At 65.1% G+C, this 16530-nt stretch carries 15 protein-coding genes; 6 read left to right on the top strand and 9 right to left on the bottom strand.

Features of this window, described 5'->3' with window-relative positions:
* Positions 1 to 27: 27 nt before the first annotated feature.
* The 6 genes from urtE to ramB all read right to left on the bottom strand — a co-directional run bounded on the left by urtE (position 28) and on the right by ramB (position 6450).
* Positions 28 to 720 (bottom strand): urea ABC transporter ATP-binding subunit UrtE, encoded by a 693-nt coding sequence (gene urtE, locus EF834_RS14480; protein WP_127947927.1) that lies wholly within the window; start codon positions 718 to 720, stop codon positions 28 to 30.
* Between the two features lie 2 nt (positions 721 to 722).
* Complete coding sequence (urtD, locus tag EF834_RS14475; RefSeq protein WP_127947926.1) at positions 723 to 1526, bottom strand: urea ABC transporter ATP-binding protein UrtD; 804 nt, start codon at positions 1524 to 1526, stop codon at positions 723 to 725.
* A complete protein-coding gene (gene urtC / locus EF834_RS14470) occupies positions 1523 to 2629 on the bottom strand; it encodes an urea ABC transporter permease subunit UrtC (protein WP_127947925.1) in 1107 nt (368 codons plus the stop codon). The genes urtD and urtC overlap by 4 nt, the downstream gene beginning before the upstream one ends.
* Positions 2626 to 3510: an urea ABC transporter permease subunit UrtB gene (gene urtB, locus EF834_RS14465; protein ID WP_127947924.1), complete on the bottom strand. Its 885-nt coding sequence runs from the start codon at positions 3508 to 3510 to the stop codon at positions 2626 to 2628. The genes urtC and urtB overlap by 4 nt, the downstream gene beginning before the upstream one ends.
* A 39-nt stretch (positions 3511 to 3549) precedes the next feature.
* Positions 3550 to 4818, bottom strand: a complete 1269-nt coding sequence (urtA, locus tag EF834_RS14460; protein ID WP_127947923.1) for an urea ABC transporter substrate-binding protein — start codon at positions 4816 to 4818, stop codon at positions 3550 to 3552.
* A gap of 222 nt (positions 4819 to 5040) precedes the next feature.
* Positions 5041 to 6450 carry an acetate metabolism transcriptional regulator RamB gene (gene ramB, locus EF834_RS14455; RefSeq protein ID WP_127947922.1) on the bottom strand — a complete coding sequence of 470 codons (1410 nt, stop codon included), beginning with the start codon at positions 6448 to 6450 and terminating at the stop codon, positions 5041 to 5043.
* Positions 6451 to 6965: 515 nt separating this feature from the next.
* On the opposite strand from ramB, the gene EF834_RS14450 reads away from it, so the two are divergent.
* The 6 genes from EF834_RS14450 to EF834_RS14425 all read left to right on the top strand — a co-directional run bounded on the left by EF834_RS14450 (position 6966) and on the right by EF834_RS14425 (position 14295).
* The gene (locus EF834_RS14450; RefSeq protein WP_235871220.1) at positions 6966 to 7682 is read left to right on the top strand and encodes an acetoacetate decarboxylase family protein; all 717 of its coding nucleotides are present in this window, start codon (positions 6966 to 6968) and stop codon (positions 7680 to 7682) included.
* 436 nt (positions 7683 to 8118) lie between these two features.
* Positions 8119 to 9408: an isocitrate lyase gene (aceA, locus tag EF834_RS14445; RefSeq protein WP_127947920.1), complete on the top strand. Its 1290-nt coding sequence runs from the start codon at positions 8119 to 8121 to the stop codon at positions 9406 to 9408.
* An 82-nt stretch (positions 9409 to 9490) separates the two neighbouring features.
* Positions 9491 to 10387: a 3-hydroxybutyryl-CoA dehydrogenase gene (locus tag EF834_RS14440; protein WP_127947919.1), complete on the top strand. Its 897-nt coding sequence runs from the start codon at positions 9491 to 9493 to the stop codon at positions 10385 to 10387.
* Between the two features lie 116 nt (positions 10388 to 10503).
* On the top strand, positions 10504 to 12792 hold the full coding sequence (gene metE / locus EF834_RS14435; protein WP_127947918.1) for a 5-methyltetrahydropteroyltriglutamate--homocysteine S-methyltransferase: 2289 nt from the start codon (positions 10504 to 10506) through the stop codon (positions 12790 to 12792).
* Between the two features lie 160 nt (positions 12793 to 12952).
* Positions 12953 to 13993 (top strand): NAD(P)-dependent alcohol dehydrogenase, encoded by a 1041-nt coding sequence (locus EF834_RS14430; protein ID WP_127947917.1) that lies wholly within the window; start codon positions 12953 to 12955, stop codon positions 13991 to 13993.
* Between the two features lie 80 nt (positions 13994 to 14073).
* On the top strand, positions 14074 to 14295 hold the full coding sequence (locus EF834_RS14425) for a hypothetical protein (RefSeq protein WP_127947916.1): 222 nt from the start codon (positions 14074 to 14076) through the stop codon (positions 14293 to 14295).
* A 21-nt stretch (positions 14296 to 14316) separates the two neighbouring features.
* Here the strand turns inward: EF834_RS14425 and EF834_RS14420 are convergent, their stop codons facing one another.
* The 3 genes from EF834_RS14420 to EF834_RS14410 all read right to left on the bottom strand — a co-directional run bounded on the left by EF834_RS14420 (position 14317) and on the right by EF834_RS14410 (position 16405).
* On the bottom strand, positions 14317 to 15189 hold the full coding sequence (locus EF834_RS14420) for a PPK2 family polyphosphate kinase (protein WP_127947915.1): 873 nt from the start codon (positions 15187 to 15189) through the stop codon (positions 14317 to 14319).
* Positions 15190 to 15277: 88 nt separating this feature from the next.
* Positions 15278 to 15607, bottom strand: a complete 330-nt coding sequence (locus EF834_RS14415; RefSeq protein ID WP_127947914.1) for a DUF4873 domain-containing protein — start codon at positions 15605 to 15607, stop codon at positions 15278 to 15280.
* A 54-nt stretch (positions 15608 to 15661) separates the two neighbouring features.
* Positions 15662 to 16405: a TetR/AcrR family transcriptional regulator gene (locus EF834_RS14410; RefSeq protein WP_127947913.1), complete on the bottom strand. Its 744-nt coding sequence runs from the start codon at positions 16403 to 16405 to the stop codon at positions 15662 to 15664.
* Positions 16406 to 16530 lie beyond the last annotated feature (125 nt).

Genomic DNA, 16530 nt, shown 5'->3' with positions numbered 1-16530 from the left:
TCGGTGGGGGCAGTGCTGGAGATCCGGTCAGATGGCGAGGGCGGCGCGCACGAGGGACTCGGCGCCGGCGCCGCCCTCGCCGGAGGAGGTGATCCGGCCGGACTCGAGGACGTAGTAACGCTCGGCGGAGTCCAGCGCGAAGCCGATGTGCTGCTCGACCAGCAGGACGCCGAGATTGCCGCGGCGGGTCAGGCCGATGATCGCGGCCTCGATCTCGGCAACGACCGACGGTTGGATTCCTTCGGTCGGCTCGTCGAGGACGAGCACGCGCGGCTCGGTGATCAGCGCGCGCGCGATCGCGAGCTGCTGACGCTGTCCTCCGGACAGCAGTCCGGCGCGGCGGTCGAGCAACGCCTCGAGCGCCGGGAACAGAGCGAGCTGCTCGTCGATGAGTGCCTTGCCCCGCTTGCGACCGTCGGCCACCACCTGCATGTTCTCTCGGCAGGTGAGCTGGCCGAACGACTGTTGCCCCTGCGGGACGTACGCGAGACCACGAGACACGCGGGCACTGGGACGCAGGCGGGTGATCTCTTCGCCGTCGAGCAGGATCTTGCCCGACGTGGTCTTGGCGAGGCCGACCGCGGCGCGCAGCAGTGTGGTCTTACCGGCACCGTTGTGCCCCATGACCGCGGCGACGCCGTCGGTGGGGACGGTGATCGAGACGCCGTGGACGACCTCGGTGCGCCCGTACCCGGTGCGGATGTCGACGAGTTCCAGCATGGTCAGTGCTCCTCGGATGCTTCGACGGCAGCGGCGGTACCGAGGTACACCTGCTGGACCATCGGATCGGCCTGGATCTGTTCGACGCTGCCGTCGGCGATGACCTGGCCGCGCGCGAGCACCGTCACCGAGGTCGCGAAGGCCCGCATGAAGTCCATGTCGTGCTCGACCACCACTACGGTGCGCTCGGCACCGATGCGGCGCAGCAGGTTTCCGGTCTCTTCGCGCTCGTCGTGGCTCATACCGGCCACCGGTTCGTCGAGCAGCAGCACGTCGGCGTCCTGAACCAGCAGCATGCCGATCTCGAGCCACTGCTTCTGACCGTGGGCGAGGATGCCGGCGGGCCGGTCCCGCAGGTGCGAGAGCCCGATCGTCTCGAGCGCTTCCTCGATGTGCGGCAGGACGGTCTTGCGGCGGCGCAGCATTGTCAGTGCGGATCGGCCGGCGCCCGCCGCGATGTCGAGGTTCTGCAGCACTGTCAGCTCCTCGAACACCGACGCCGTCTGGAAGGTCCGGCCCACGCCCGTCCGGGCGATCTTGTGGACCTTCTGTCCGAGCAGTTCCACACCAGACTTGGTGACCGACCCGGTCGCGGGTACCAGGCCGGTGACGGCGTCGACGAGCGTGGTCTTGCCGGCGCCGTTGGGGCCGATGAGGAATCGCAGATCGCCCTGGAACAGCGTGAGGTCCACGCCGTCGACGGCGGTGAAGCCGTCGAAGGTGACCCGAAGGTTGCGGATCTCGAGGTACTGGCTCGACATGCCGGCGTTGCCGCCGAAACTCGGTTGGGTGCGGGTGGGGTTCATCGCGCCAACTCCTTTTCGCGGCTTGGTTCCTCGCGGCTTGATTCCGGTTCGGGATCGGGCGGGGTGGCGACGGCACGGGGGCGCAGCAGTTTGCCGAGACCGGCGATTCCCAACGGGAAGAAGCCGATGACGACGATGAACAGCAGACCCTGTGCGTACGTCCACGCCGACGGGAAATTCTCCGAGAGCGTCGTCTGCGCCCACGCGACGCCGATCGCGCCGAGCACGGGGCCGAGCAGCGTCGTGCGACCGCCGATCGCGACGCCGACGAGGAATGCGATCGAGGGGACGATGCCGACGTCGGCGGGGGAGATGATCCCGACGATCGGCACGAACAGTGCGCCCGCGATGCCGGCGAAGAACGCGGCGACCGCGTAGGCGACGACCTTCACGTTGGCGGGGTCGTAGCCGAGAAACCGAACCCGTTCCTCCTGGTCCCGGACGGCGACGAGCAGTTCGCCGTAGCGGGAGTTCATCAACTGCCGGGTGGCCGCGACCACCAGGAGCAGTACCCCGGCGGCGATGAAGAACAGCATCTGCTTGTTCGCCGGATCCGATAGGTCGAACCCGAAGAACGTGCGGAACCGATTGAGTCCGTTGGATCCACCGATCGACTGCTGCCCGATGAGCAGGATCGCGAATGCCGCGGCCAGCGCCTGCGACAGGATCGCGAAGTACGCGCCCTTGACCCGCCGCTTGAACACGCCGAGGCCCAGCACGAACGCGACGAGCGGGGGTACGACCAGGATCGCGACGATAGTCGTCAGCGGATCCGCGAACGGGGCCCAGTAGCCCGGTAGTTCCCGCATGCCGGCGATCTGCATGAAGTCCGGCACGGTGTCACCGCGCAGCTGCGCGTCGGCCATCTTGAGGTGCATCGCCATGAGGTAGGCACCGAGTCCGAAGAAGACGCCCTGACCCAGGGTGAGCATTCCACCACGGCCCCAGGCGAGTCCGATGCCGACGGCGACGATCGCGAAGCACAGGAACTTGGCCAGCAGATTGAGTCGGAAGTCCGACAGGACCGCCGGAGCCACCCCGAACAGCACGACCGCGGCGACGGCGAAGCCAACCCACGCTCGGTAACGACTGATGATGGTCATACGAGGCTCCTAGTCTTGGCCACGAACAGCCCCTGCGGACGTGCCTGCAGGAAGATGACGATGAGCACGAACACGATCACCTTCGCGATCGACGCGGTGGTCGAGTACTCGATGAACGAATTGAGGATGCCGAGTGAGAAGGCCGCGACCACGGCACCGGAGAGCCGACCCAGGCCACCGATGACGACCACCAGGAACGCGTCGATCAGATAGGACTGTCCGATGGTCGGGCTCGTGGACCCGATGAGTGTCAGCGCCACGCCGGCCACGCCGGCCAGGCCGGAACCGATGAAGAACGTGGTCACATCGGTTCGGCGGGAGGAGATTCCGCTGGTCTCGGCGAGGTCACGGTTCTGCACCACGGCTCGGATGCGACGTCCCGCCGAGGTCTTCGCGAGCGCGAAGGACAGCGCCGCAACGGCGACGATCGCGAGGACCAGGATGAAGACACGACTCTTTGGTACGACGGCGCCGAGGATCTCGACGCCGCCGGTCAACCAGGATGGTGTGACGACGTTGACGGCGGGGGCACCGAAGATGTCACGGGCCAACTGTTGCAGTACCAGTCCGACACCGAACGTCACCAGCAGGGTGTCGAGCGGCCGGTGGTACATCCGACGGATCAGCGTGACCTCGAGCAAGGCGCCCATCAGGCCGCCCACGAGGAAGCCGAACAGTAGCGAGATCACCAGTGACGCACCGGCACTCGACACCACCTGCTGCACTACGAAAGCGGTGTACGAGCCGGCCATGATGAACTCGCCATGGGCCATGTTGATCACGCCCATCTGCCCGAACGTCAGCGACAGACCCAGTGCCGCCAACAACAGGATCGACCCGATACTCAGGCCGGTGAACAGCTGCCCGATAATGACATCCATCGGTGCCCGCCCTTCTTCGTCGTCGTTTTGGAGCGAGCTCTAGCTATCGGAGCCCGACAGACCGGCTGCCCAGTCGTAGCTCTCGAGGTAGGGGTCCGGCTGGATCGGGCCGTCGGACTCCCACACCGTGTAGATCAGGCCGTCTTCGCGGATCTCACCGATACGTGCGGTCTTGGCGATGTGGTGGTTGTCGCCGTCGATGGTGACCAGACCCTCCGGCGCCTGGAAGCTGACTCCGCCTGCCGCAGCCTGGACATCGGCCACCGCGAACGAATTCGCCTTCTCAACAGTGTTCTTCCACAAGTACACCGACGTGTAGGCCGCCTCCATCGGGTCGGACGTCGGCTTGTTCGCGCCGTACTTGTCCTTGTAAGCAGCGACGAACTTGTTGTTCTCGGGGCTGTCGACGCTCTGGTAGTAGTTCCACGCGGTGAGCTGGCCGGCGATGTTCTGGGCACCGATTCCGCCCACCTCTTCTTCGGCGATCGACACCGAGATCACCGGCATGTCGGCGGCTGTCAGTCCGACGTTCGAGTACTCACGGAAGAACGCGACGTTGGAGTCACCGTTGAGCGTGTTGAACACCGCGTCGGCGTCGGCGGTGCGGACCTTGTTGACGATTGTCGAGAAGTCCGTGGAGCCGAGAGGGGTGTAGTCCTCTCCCTTGATCTCGATTCCGTTGGCGTCCGCGTACGCCTTGATGATGCGGTTCGCGGTCTGCGGGAAGACGTAGTCGCTGCCCACCAGGTACAGCGACTTGACGCCCTTCTCCTTCAGGTAATCCAGGGCCGGCACGATCTGCTGGTTCGTCGTCGCGCCCGTGTAGAAGATGTTGGGTGAGTCCTCGAGGCCCTCGTACTGGACCGGGTAGTACAGCAGGGCGCCGGAGTCCTCGAAGACCGGGAGCATCGCCTTACGGCTCGATGACGTCCAGCCACCGAAAACCGCCGCGACGCAGTCGCTACTGATGAGCTTCTCGGCCTTCTCCGCGAACACCGTCGGCTCGGATGCGCCATCCTCGGCCACGATCTCGATCTTCTTGCCGAGAACGCCGCCGGCGTCGTTGATCTCTTCGACCGCGAGTGCGATCGAGTCGCGGACGGTGACCTCGCTGATCGCCATCGTGCCGGAAAGCGAGTTGAGGGAGCCGACCTTGATGGTGTCGCCGGATGTGTCGACACACGAGGCTGCGGGGGTGCCGGCGGACGCTGACGTGTCCGACACCTTGCTGCCGCAGGCGGCGAGGACCAGGCCGAGTGCCGCTAGGGCGGCCGGCGCGGTGAGAGCACGCTTCGAGAAGGAGTGCATGGACGGGCCTTTCCGTCGAGTGGAGGGACGCTGAGCTGCGGAGAAGTACGTATACGACGCTGTATCCGTGATGGGAGACAGTAGGCGGAAGTTGTTGCGCTGGAATGTCTGTGGATCACGAGTTCGTGTCGGATATTTCGCACATGTGAACAGGAGCTCACAGCGTCTCGACGGAGCAGGTCGGACGATAGGGGCCGGACGACAGGGAGGGGCGTCGGCGGATCAGCGGATCATGTACGGCGACACCGAGCTGCGGTGCTCATTGATGTCGAGTTCCTTACCGAGGGGCGGGAACGCGCGTTGTGGGCAATTCATCCGCTCGCACACGCGGCACCCCGCGCCGATCGGGGTCGCGGCGCCACCACCGAGATCGAGTCCGTCGGCATAGACGACGCGCGGCGCGTGCCGCAATTCGCAACCGAGGCCGATCGCGAACGTCTTGCCCGGCTGGCCGTAGCGTTGCGCACGACGCTCAACGGTGCGGGCGACCCACAGGTAGTTGCGCCCGTCCGGCATCTGCGCGATCTGGGTCATGAGCTTGCCCGGGTAGGCGAACGTCTCGTACACATTCCACAGCGGACACGTGCCACCGCTGGACGAGAAGTGGAAACCGGTGGCGGACTGTCGTTTCGACATGTTCCCCGCACGGTCTACGCGGACGAACGACCACGGCACCCCGCGCTGCCTGGGACGTTGCAACGTCGACAGGCGGTGGCAGATGGTCTCGTAGCTGATCGCGTAGAACGCCGACAGCCGTTCGATGTCGTAGCGGAAATCCTCCGCGATCTCATGGAACTGCCCGTACGGCAGCACCGTCGCCGCCGCGAAGTAGTTGGCCAGACCCAGCATTGCGAGCGATCGGGCCTCGTCGGAGGTGAAGTTGCCCTCGTCAACCAGATGCCGCAGCAGGTCGTTGCACTCGAGGTACGCAAGTTCCGTCGCGAACTTGAAGACCTGCTGCCCACCCGAGAGCGCTGGCGAGATCTCGAGTACTCGGGTCTCGGGGTCGAAGCGGTGCAGTACGTTTTCGCCCAGGTCGATGCGGCGCACGATCTGTACATCGTGCAGGTTCTCCAGCCGTCGCACGATGCCCTCGGCGATGTCCCCGCGGTGGAAGCGCAGGCGCGAGGTGAGTTCCTCGGCGGCGGTGTCGAGATCGTGGATGTAGTTCTGCCGCTGATAGAAGTAGTCGCGTACTTCCTCGTGCGGCATCGTTATCGAGCCGCTGCCGCTGCCGTCGTTGAACCGGTCCTCGGTGGCCGCTGCCAACTGCGCGGTGGTGTTGCGATAGCGGCGGTGCATGTTGACCATGGCCCTCGCCAGACCCGGATGCGACGACACCATGTCCGCGATCTCCTGCGCGTCAGCCTCGATGCCCATGTCTTCGTCGAGTGCCACCTCGCGCAGTTCGGCGATCAGCCGGGTGTCGTCCTGCGACGAGAAGAACGTCGTGTCGACGCCGAACACCTCACTGATCCGCAGCAGCACTGGGACCGTCAGCGGGCGCACGTCGTGCTCGATCTGGTTGAGGTAGCTGGCGGAGATCTCCAGGGTCTTCGCCAGGGCGGCTTGGCTGAGTCCACGTTCGGTGCGGAGCTGTCGAAGTCGTGCGCCGACGAAGGTCCTGGACATGACGTCAGGGTACGAGCGTGCTGCTAACTGTGCAAAGGATCGGGTTAGCAGCGTGCAGGTCAGGCCGACGCCCTCGTGTGGGGCCAATGAGACTGGATACGGCTACGGGGACGAAGGTGACGTTTTTCCAACAAGCCTTGACATCTCGGTAACGGTGACAAAAGGTGGGCAACAGACGAAGCTCTTTTTTGTAAAGAATTGATTGCAAGCCAGTTTGGGGTGTGGGCGGGGGCTCGCACGTCCCGAGCGAACAGAGGCGGACTCCCGCCGGCGGGTGGGGTCCCGGCTCGCGCCCGCCCTCCTGTGAGGGCACGAGTCGTTCCATGTCCGAGTGGTCGTCATGGTGGTCGTCGCGTGAGCTTCGCGGTTCACCGGCCCATCACCCGACCAGGTTGTCAGAGGTCACGATGTTCTTCAGGTCGAAGCGCCGCGCAGCCGGCGGAGTCCAGTTGCCGACGCCCGCCTCCTCGGCCCGGCCCGAGGGGCGCGCGCTTGCGGGTGGTGGGGTAGCGGCCGTGAGCATCGAAGATGCCGACGACGCTCGGGATCCGGAGGCGATCTCCGTGACCGCGCGTTGGCTCATCCTCACGACAGATGTCAGCCGCGACTTCGCCCGGGCGCTGCTACCCGAACCGTTCGAGGTCCCGGATCGGCCGGAGCTCGCGGCATGGATCGTCGAGCCGCTGTCCGACGACTCCGTCGGCATACCCGCCGGCCGTTTGCTGGCGGGAATGTCGTGCAGCTGCCTGCTACCGGGTGAGCAGGACGAGAGTGCCTTCACTTCGGACTTCCTGACGGGGACGCCCATGGGCGACGAGGATCGGGCTCCCTTCGCCCTACCCCCGCTGCCGCAGACGACCATGAGTCTTGTCAACGATGTCGGAGGCATGGGGTTCTCGGTCTCACCGGTCGACGGCGAGGGCAGGGGGATGGTCGGTCGGGTGGAGCTGTCGGAGTGCGGGTCCACGCAGGCACAGCTGGCGCCGGACTGGCTCGTCTGTCAGTCGTGGCGGACCGACCGAGTCGTGGACGCCAGTGATGCTGATCGACGACCCGGACTCGTCCACACTCAGTGGGAGCTGACGCGGTTGTCGCCGATCGTCACCGGCCCGGCGGTCGTCGAGTGTGCGGAGTTCGGGTCGCGCAACTATGACCTGTCGGACTCGGCGGCCGAGTTGGAAGCGCGGTACGGCTTCGCTCGTTTGACGATCGTCGGTCGACAGCAGCCGTAGCGTCTGTCCGTCCCCTGCGGGACCAAAGGCGCCGGAATTGTCGATCGCCGTGTGCACCGGACAGGTGTCCGATTCGTGTGATTGCTCCCACACGCACGCGCCGCCTCGGCGGGATCCAGTCGCGGCCGGAGCCGGACGGGCGTCCGATTTCGTGCTCCACGGCCGTGTCCGGGTTTGAAGCTAACGCCGAGGTAGAGGCCTACTTGCAGGTAACTTTCGTTGCTACCGATCGGTAACCCAAGCAACCGCTTGGCCTTCGGCTACTTAGCAAGATTCGCAGATCGAGTTGAAAACCTAGCGAAGATTGGCATTAGCAACAGGTAGACGCGGGTTTTCGTCTGTGTCATTGTCGGCATGTACGTCCGATCGACCTGGCAACGATGTGAAGCAGTACACACGTACCGGGCAAAGCAGCAGACAAGAAGTGGAGCTTTCGATGTCGACCACCGGCACCCCGAGGACCGCAGCGCAGATCCAGCAGGATTGGGACACCAACCCCCGCTGGAAGGGCGTCACCCGCAACTACACGGCCGAGCAGGTCGTCAAGTTGCAGGGCACCGTGGTCGAAGAGGCCACCCTCGCTCGTCGTGGCTCCGAGATCCTCTGGGACCTCGTCAACAACGAGGACTACATCAACTCTCTCGGTGCGCTCACCGGCAACCAGGCCGTCCAGCAGGTCCGCGCAGGCCTGAAGGCCATCTACCTCTCGGGTTGGCAGGTCGCTGGTGACGCGAACCTGTCCGGCCACACCTACCCGGACCAGTCGCTGTACCCGGCGAACTCGGTTCCGCAGGTCGTCCGCCGCATCAACAACGCGCTGCTCCGCGCCGACGAGATCGCCAAGGTCGAGGGCGACACCAGCGTCGACAACTGGCTCGCCCCGATCGTGGCCGACGGTGAGGCCGGCTTCGGTGGCGCGCTCAACGTCTACGAGCTGCAGAAGGCCATGATCGCGGCCGGTGTCGCCGGTTCGCACTGGGAGGACCAGCTGGCGTCGGAGAAGAAGTGCGGCCACCTCGGTGGCAAGGTGCTCATCCCCACCCAGCAGCACATCCGCACGCTGACCTCGGCGCGTCTCGCCGCCGACGTCGCGGACGTTCCGACGGTCGTCATCGCGCGTACCGACGCCGAGGCCGCGACCCTCATCACCTCCGACGTGGACGAGCGTGACCGCGAGTTCCTCGACGGCACCCGCACAGCCGAGGGCTTCTTCGGTGTCAAGAACGGCATCGAGCCCTGCATCGCCCGCGCCAAGGCCTACGCGCCGTACTCCGACCTGATCTGGATGGAGACCGGTGTCCCGGACCTCGAGGTCGCCAAGCAGTTCGCCGAGGCCGTCCGCAGTGAGTTCCCCGACCAGCTGTTGGCGTACAACTGCTCGCCGTCCTTCAACTGGAAGGCGCACCTCGACGACTCGACCATCGCGAAGTTCCAGAAGGAGCTCGGCGCGATGGGCTTCAAGTTCCAGTTCATCACGCTGGCCGGCTTCCACTCGCTCAACTACGGCATGTTCGACCTGGCCCACGGCTACGCCCGCGAGGGCATGACGGCCTTCGTCGATCTGCAGGAGCGGGAGTTCAAGGCTGCTGCCGAGCGTGGCTTCACCGCCATCAAGCACCAGCGTGAGGTCGGCGCCGGCTACTTCGACTCCATCGCCACCACCGTCGACCCCAACACCTCGACGGCTGCCCTCAAGGGCTCCACCGAAGAGGGCCAGTTCCACTAGTCCGACAGACCCCGGGGCGCGGCGGGTGCAGTGCACCCGACCCGCCCCGGGGACCGACCTCCACTTCCGAAAAGGAGCTCACGTGACCAGCGAGAAGATTCAGCGCGTCGGCGTGATCGGCGCCGGCATGATGGGTTCGGGAATCGCCGAGGTGTGCGCTCGCGCACACGTCGATGTGCTGGTGTTCGAGCAGACCCGCGAACTCGCGGCGGCCGGACGTTCGCGCATCATGCGCTCGCTCGATCGTGGAGTGAGCAGCGGCAAGATCACGGAACGAGAGCGGGAGCAGGCAGCATGGCGGCTGCGCTTCACCTCCGACCTCGGTGACTTCGCTGATCGGCAGCTCGTAGTGGAGGCCGTCGTCGAGGACGAGAAGATCAAGAGTGAGATCTTCACCGAACTCGATCAGGTTGTGACGGATCCGGACGCGGTGCTCGCATCGAACACGTCCTCGATCCCGATCATGAAGTTGGGCATTGCGACCAAGGCGCCCGAGCGCGTCATCGGCATGCACTTCTTCAACCCGGTTCCCGTCCTCCCGCTCGTCGAGCTGGTCACCACTCTCAAGACCAGCCCGGCGGTGTCTGAGCGGGCAGAGACGTTCGCGAGCGAGCTGCTCGGCAAGCAGGTCGTGCGTTCGGCGGACCGTTCCGGTTTCATCGCCAACGCGCTCCTGGTGCCGTACCTGCTCTCCGCGATCCGCATGGTGGAATCCGGTTTCGCAACGAAGGAAGACATCGACAAGGCGATGGTGCTCGGATGTGCGCATCCGATGGGTCCGCTCGCGCTGACCGATCTGGTGGGACTTGACACCGTCAAGTCGATCGCCGACTCGATGTACGAGGAGTTCAAGGAACCGCTGTACTCGGCACCGCCTCTGCTGCTGCGGATGGTCGAGGCAGGGCTCGTCGGCAAGAAGTCGGGTGCCGGCTTCTACGAATACGCCGACAACGGCCGTGTCACCAAGAAGGCTAGCTAGACAGCACTTCAAGGCAACACCAAGCCCGCTCCTCGGCGCCCGTGCGCCTTCTCCGCACTTTCGGCAGCGGACAAGGCGTACGGGCTCGAGGCGCTTGAAGGGAAAGGTCGATCCGAATGGCCGCCGCAAATACTGACGGGTACGGATCCAGCGTCCTCGGATACCCGCGCATCGGGCCTCATCGTGAACTCAAGCGGGCCCTCGAGGCCTATTGGCACGAGAAGGGGACCAAGGCCGAACTCGTCTCCGTCGCGCAGGAATTGCAGGAGCAGACCTGGAGCGAGCTGGCAGCCACCGGGTTGACGCAGGTCCCTGGCAACACGTTCTCGTACTACGACCACGTCCTCGACAACGCCTTGCTGTTCGGAGCCGTCCCGGAGCGGTTCGCCACGCTCGAGAGCGAACTCGACCCGCTCGACTTCTACTTCACGATGGCTCGCGGCCGACCCGACTTCCCGCCGCTCGAGCTCGTGAGGTTCTTCGGCACCAACTACTACTACCGGCAGCCCGAGCTATCCGAGAACAGCACGTTCGCGCTGCGCTCGGAGTCCGTGCTCGACGAATTCGAGCGGGCCAAGTCGCGTGGTATCGAACTGCGTCCGGTGGTCCTGGGCCCGGTCTCCCTGCTCCTGCTGTCGAAGATCGCCCCGGGTTCCACCCAGGAGGGTTTCGCGACGCTCGACCTGCTCGACCAGTTGCTTCCGGAATACGAAAAGCTGTTCGCACAGTTGGCCAAGGCCGGTGCGACCTGCGTGCAGCTCGACGAACCGTGCTTCACCGAGGACCGCACCCCGGAGGAGTTGGCGGCGCTGAGCCGCGCGTACGAGAAGCTGGCGCACGCGCCGCTCCGTCCGCGCATGCTCGTCACCGGCCCCTACGGGCATCTCGGTGCGGCGCTGCCGATCCTGGCGGCAACCCCCATCGAGGCACTGGGCCTGGACCTCGTCAACGGACGCATCTCGGCGGAGGAACTCGCGAAGGTCCCAGGCATCAGGCGTAAGCGGATCTATGCCGGCATCGTCGACGGCCGCAACGTGTGGCGGGTCGACCGATTCAACACCTTGACCTACCTCAACGAGATCAAGGACGTCACCCCGGACCTGGTTGTGTCGACCTCGTGTTCGCTGCTGCACGTCCCGTACGACGTGCTCGTCGAGTACGACATGCCCGGCGACGTCGCGGACCGGCTGGCATTCGCGAAGCAGAAGGTGGGTGAGGTCGTCTCGCTCGCGAAGGCACTCACCGAGGGCCCGTCCGACCGTTGGCGCAAGAAACCGACGTCGGTGCACTTCAAGCAGAAACACGACGTCCGTGCTCGGGTCAATGCGATCAAGCCGGGGGACCGGGTTCGTGCTCCCTACGAACAGCGTCGACTCGCGCAGCAGGCGCGACTGAACCTTCCCTTGGTGCCGGCGACGACGCTCGGGTCGTTCCCACAGACCACCGAGATCCGGCAGGCGCGCTACGACCTGGGCGAGGGCAGGCTCGGCTGGGACGCGTACTACAAGCGCATCCAGGACGAGATCGCGAAGACGATTGCGCTGCAAGAGGACATCGGCCTCGACGTGCTGGTACACGGTGAGCACGAGCGCAACGACATGATCCAGTACTTCGCCGAGTTGCTCGAGGGCTACGCGTTCACGCACCAAGGCTGGGTGCAGGCGTACGGTTCCCGGTGCACGCGGCCGCCGGTTCTGTACGGCGACGTCCGACGTCCGAAACCGATGACCGTCGAATGGACCTCATACGCACAGTCGCTGACCGACAAGCCCGTCAAGGGGATGCTCACCGGTCCGGTCACGATGCTGGCGCGCTCCTTCGTGCGTCAGGACCAGCCTCTGCACGAGACCGCGGACCAGCTTGCGCTCGCGATCCGGGACGAAGTCGCAGATCTCGAGGCCGCGGGCATCGCGATCATCCAGGTCGACGAGCCCGCCATCCGGGAGCTGTTGCCGCTGAGGGAAACCGGGCACAAGGAGTACCTGGACTGGGCGGTCGACGCGTTCCGGCTCGCAACGGGCGGCGCCAAGCCCGAGACACAGATCCACACGCATTTGACGTACTCGGGCAGGCGTTCGGTGGTCGATGCGATCGAGCGACTCGACGCCGACGTCACCGCGATCGTCGCGACTCGATCCATCAGCTGGGTGCTCGACGCGATCAAGGAGAAGGCGCTCACGCACGGCGTCGGACCCGGTGTCTACGAGAGCCGTTCGGCCAGGATCCCGGACATCGACGAACTCGACGAGCTGCTCACCGAGGCCGCCGAGTCGGTCGACCTCGACCGGCTGTGGGCGAACCCGGACGGTGGGCTCAAGACCCGACACTACTGGCAGCTCGAGCCGTCGCTCCGCAACCTGGTCGCCGCGGCTCGGCGATTGCGGAGGCGTGCCGCGCAGGGGTAGGCATGCCTATCAGTCGGCGTGCCGGAGCCGGACCGTCTGCGGGTCCGGCCCCGGCGCGCTGTGTTTCCGTTCGTCGTGGCACCGCCCGCGGTGGGGACGTCGTGCCGGGTCTGGCCACGTCCGTTGCACGGGCCTCCCGGTAGCCGGTAGTCATGTATGCATGATCGACGTCTCCGCATACGCAGCGAACTCCGCAGGCGGCCCCCTCGAGAAGACCACCATCGAACGCCGCGCCGTAGGCCCGCACGATGTGCTCATCGAGATCAAATACGCCGGCATCTGCCACTCCGACATCCACACAGCCCGCAACGAGTGGGGCCACACTGTCTACCCGGTCGTTCCCGGCCACGAGATCACCGGCGTGGTCGCCGAGATCGGCTCCGAGGTCACCACGCACGTGGTGGGAGACCGAGTGGGTGTCGGATGCTTCGTCGACTCGTGCCGCGCGTGCGCCAGCTGCGAGGCCGGTGAGGAGCAGTACTGCCCGAACGGTTATGTCGGCACCTATAACAACGTGGGGCGTGACGGAAAGCACACGGCCGGTGGATATTCCACGCACATCGTCGTTGACGAGCACTTCGTGCTGTCGATCCCTGACGGGCTCGAACTCGACGCCGCCGCACCACTGCTGTGCGCGGGCATCACACTGTACTCACCGCTCGCGCACTGGGGCGCCGGCCCCGGTCAGAAGATCGCAATCGCCGGCATGGGCGGTCTCGGGCACATCGGGGTGAAGATCGCCCATGCGATGGGTGCCGAGGTGACCGTGTTGAGTCAGACACTGAGCAAGAAGGACGACGGCCTGCGCTTCGGCGCCGACCACTACTACGCCACTTCGGAGAAGGAAACTTTCAGGGCACTGCGGGGGCGGTTCGATCTGATCCTCAACACCATCTCGGCCCCGCTCGATATGGATCGTTACCTGGCGATGCTCGCCGTCAACGGGACCCTCGTCGAACTGGGGTTGCCTGAGAATCCGATCACCGTGAGCGGGTTCTCGCTGATCAGGAACCGTCGAAGCCTGGCCGGTTCGTTCGTCGGCGGCATCCCCCAGACTCAGGAGATGCTGAACTTCTGTGCCCGGCACGGGATCGGGGCAGAGATCGAACTGATCCCCGCGGACAAGATCAACGAGGCGTACGAGCGCGTCATCGGCAGCGATGTGCGTTACCGCTTCGTGATCGACGCGGCCACTTTCTGATATCCGTCCGGTATTTCTGTTCTGTCCCTGTCCTTCTCGGGTCGGCGTAGCGTTATGACCGACTCGAGAGGTGAGGAGTTATGACCGTCAATGACTTCGCCGGATGGGCTGGATACGGATTGGCGCTGCTGGGCATTGCCACTCTGGGACTGTTCCTCGTCGCCGTCGCTGGTGGATTCGCGGGCTGGGCGTTGATCGCCGGGCTGGTGTCGTTCGCGTCGTTCGCGCTCGCCGCCGGGATCTTCGGCGGTGTGACCCATTACGACCACAAGGTGCACCACAGCACACCGCACATGCTCTGACTCTCGAGCGAGTGACGCCGGTCAGGAGCGCGCCAGGCGCTGCTTCTCGACCTCGATGTCGTACTCGGCGGGCGGCCAGTCCAGCTCGAGGCGTGAGAGGGCGTCGATCAACAGTTCTGTCACTGCAATTCGGCTGTACCACTTGCGATCACACGGCACCACATACCAGGGGGCGTGGTCGGTGGACGTCTTGTCGAGCATCGCCTGGTACGCCTCTTGATACTGAGGCCACAGCGACCGCTCGGTGACATCGTCCGGGTTGTACTTCCAGTGCTTGTCCCGGCGCTCGAGGCGTTCGGCCAACCGGCGCTTTTGCTCGTCCAGCGAGACGAACATCGCGACCTTCACCAGCGTCGTCCCGTTGTAGACAAGTTCGCGCTCGAACTGGTTGATCTCCTGGTAGCGGCCGCTCCACACCTCCGGGGGGACCAGGTTGTGCACACGCACCACCAGCACGTCCTCGTAGTGGGAGCGATCGAACACGCCGAGTTGGCCGCCGCGGGGCAACGCCTTGTTGATGCGCCACAGGTAGTGGTGACGCTTCTCTTCCGGTGTCGGAACACCGAACGCGGTGTGATCGACGCCCTGCGGGTCGACCTGCCCGATCACGTGCCGCACCATGCCGCCCTTGCCTGCGGTGTCCATCCCCTGCAGGATCAGCAGCACCGAACGCTTGTCTCCCGAACGTCCGTTGGCGTAGAGCATCTCTTGCAGCGCTGAGAGGACCGCGCCACGCTCCTCGAGCATGTATTCACCGTCGGCCTTGTTTCCGGCGAAGCCGGGCGTGGCCTTCGTGTCGATCTCCGACACCTTTGTGTGCGTTGTGGTGCGCAGCGCTTCGACCGCGGGGGTGGTCCACAGCGGGTGCCGCTTGGTGCGATCGTGCGTCGTCATGCACCGACTTTGCCACAGGGGTGGTGTCGCCCGATCGCTCTCGAGTGAGATTCACGCCCACTATCGCGCCGCTGGGCAGCTGGTCACGTTAGAGCACTCCCTCTGTGTCCTCCGTCCCTGGGAAAGGGTCCTCCAGCGCTGGGAAAGGGGGGCGGGTGACGCCGTCGACCATGTGGTTTCCCCACAGGTCCGTTCCGCTGACACGTGCCACGCCCGATGCTGTCGGTGTCGTGATGACCAGTTCTGTGCCGGAGGCCACCGCGTTGGGGCTGCCCAGCGCGTGCGTCAGTTCTCGAACCCGGCCGCGCCAGACGAACCGGCCGCTGATCGGTTCGAAGTTTCCGGACAGTTCGACGCCGACGATCACCGGGTGCTGGTCCGCGACGGTGACATGGGCGGGACCTCGATAACCAGCCACTCCGCCACACTACTTGTTACCGGCGGTTACACAAGATGGATCACTCGAGATGTGTCAATTGTCGGCGGCCTTCCCGAACAACGGATGCGGCTCCGACTTGAACCGTGCCGGCGAACCGTTGGATGCTGCGATGCCGGAGAGCCCGCCCCACGTCATCATCACGAGGTAGTCGATGAGGTCGTCGGTCGACATCGACTGATTGGAGATCCACCAGTGGGTCGCGAGCTGCACGGCGCCCACGACGCTGTATGCCCACGGCACCGAGCCACCCGAGTCCATCTCCATGCCGCGCAACCGTTCGCCGAGGACGGTGGCGAGCAGTTCGGCGATCATCCGCTCGGAGTCGGCGACGACGTGACGGTTGGGCCCAGAGCTGTTCGTCATCACGTACAGGTACACCTCGGGATCCTCGGCGACGGTATGGACGTAGGCCGAGATCGCGACGCGGGTGAGGTCGTACTCGTCGAGATCCTCGCCGATCGCCTCGTACATGCGCGGCGCCAGGATCGTCTCGACGTAGCGCATCATGGTCGCGCTGGTCAGGTCGTTCTTGTCGGCAAAGTACCGGTACAGGACAGTCTTCGAGACGCCGATCTCCGAGGCGATGTCATCCATCCCGATGTCGCGGCCACGTGCGCGGATGGCGGCGATCGTGCCATCGACGAGTTCCTCGCGGCGCGCGATCTTGTGCTCACGCCAGCGGCGCTTGCGGCCGTCGGTCTTCTCGAGCTTGGCGATCGTCTCTTCGGGTGTCTGCTGCAGATCTGCTGTTTGCTTCGGCACTGGGTTTCGCCACATTCGTTCGGGATTGATCCAGAAGATCAGCTTAGTGGGCCGCTCCTGCGGGAGTGAGGTCTATCTGTTCACCGTGGTCACAGAGTTCGGCACAATGTCGGATGTGCACCGAGTGCAGTCTGGACAGT

Source organism: Rhodococcus spongiicola (assembly GCF_004011835.1).
Lineage (GTDB): Bacteria > Actinomycetota > Actinomycetes > Mycobacteriales > Mycobacteriaceae > Prescottella > Prescottella spongiicola.
Note: the sequence above shows the minus strand (reverse complement) of the source record. Positions and strands in the feature narration are given on the sequence as shown.

Bases quoted from the DNA above. Each gene is read 5' to 3' on its own strand.
- EF834_RS14430 (WP_127947917.1), top strand. From the start codon at position 12,953: ATGATCGACGTCTCCGCATACGCAGCGAACTCCGCAGGCGGCCCCCTC.
- EF834_RS14425 (WP_127947916.1), top strand. From the start codon at position 14,074: ATGACCGTCAATGACTTCGCCGGATGGGCTGGATACGGATTGGCGCTG.
- urtC (WP_127947925.1), bottom strand. From the start codon at position 2,629: ATGACCATCATCAGTCGTTACCGAGCGTGGGTTGGCTTCGCCGTCGCC.
- aceA (WP_127947920.1), top strand. From the start codon at position 8,119: ATGTCGACCACCGGCACCCCGAGGACCGCAGCGCAGATCCAGCAGGAT.
- metE (WP_127947918.1), top strand. From the start codon at position 10,504: ATGGCCGCCGCAAATACTGACGGGTACGGATCCAGCGTCCTCGGATAC.
- urtB (WP_127947924.1), bottom strand. From the start codon at position 3,510: ATGGATGTCATTATCGGGCAGCTGTTCACCGGCCTGAGTATCGGGTCG.
- urtA (WP_127947923.1), bottom strand. From the start codon at position 4,818: ATGCACTCCTTCTCGAAGCGTGCTCTCACCGCGCCGGCCGCCCTAGCG.
- urtD (WP_127947926.1), bottom strand. From the start codon at position 1,526: ATGAACCCCACCCGCACCCAACCGAGTTTCGGCGGCAACGCCGGCATG.
- EF834_RS14410 (WP_127947913.1), bottom strand. From the start codon at position 16,405: ATGTGGCGAAACCCAGTGCCGAAGCAAACAGCAGATCTGCAGCAGACA.
- urtE (WP_127947927.1), bottom strand. From the start codon at position 720: ATGCTGGAACTCGTCGACATCCGCACCGGGTACGGGCGCACCGAGGTC.
- EF834_RS14420 (WP_127947915.1), bottom strand. From the start codon at position 15,189: ATGACGACGCACGATCGCACCAAGCGGCACCCGCTGTGGACCACCCCC.
- ramB (WP_127947922.1), bottom strand. From the start codon at position 6,450: ATGTCCAGGACCTTCGTCGGCGCACGACTTCGACAGCTCCGCACCGAA.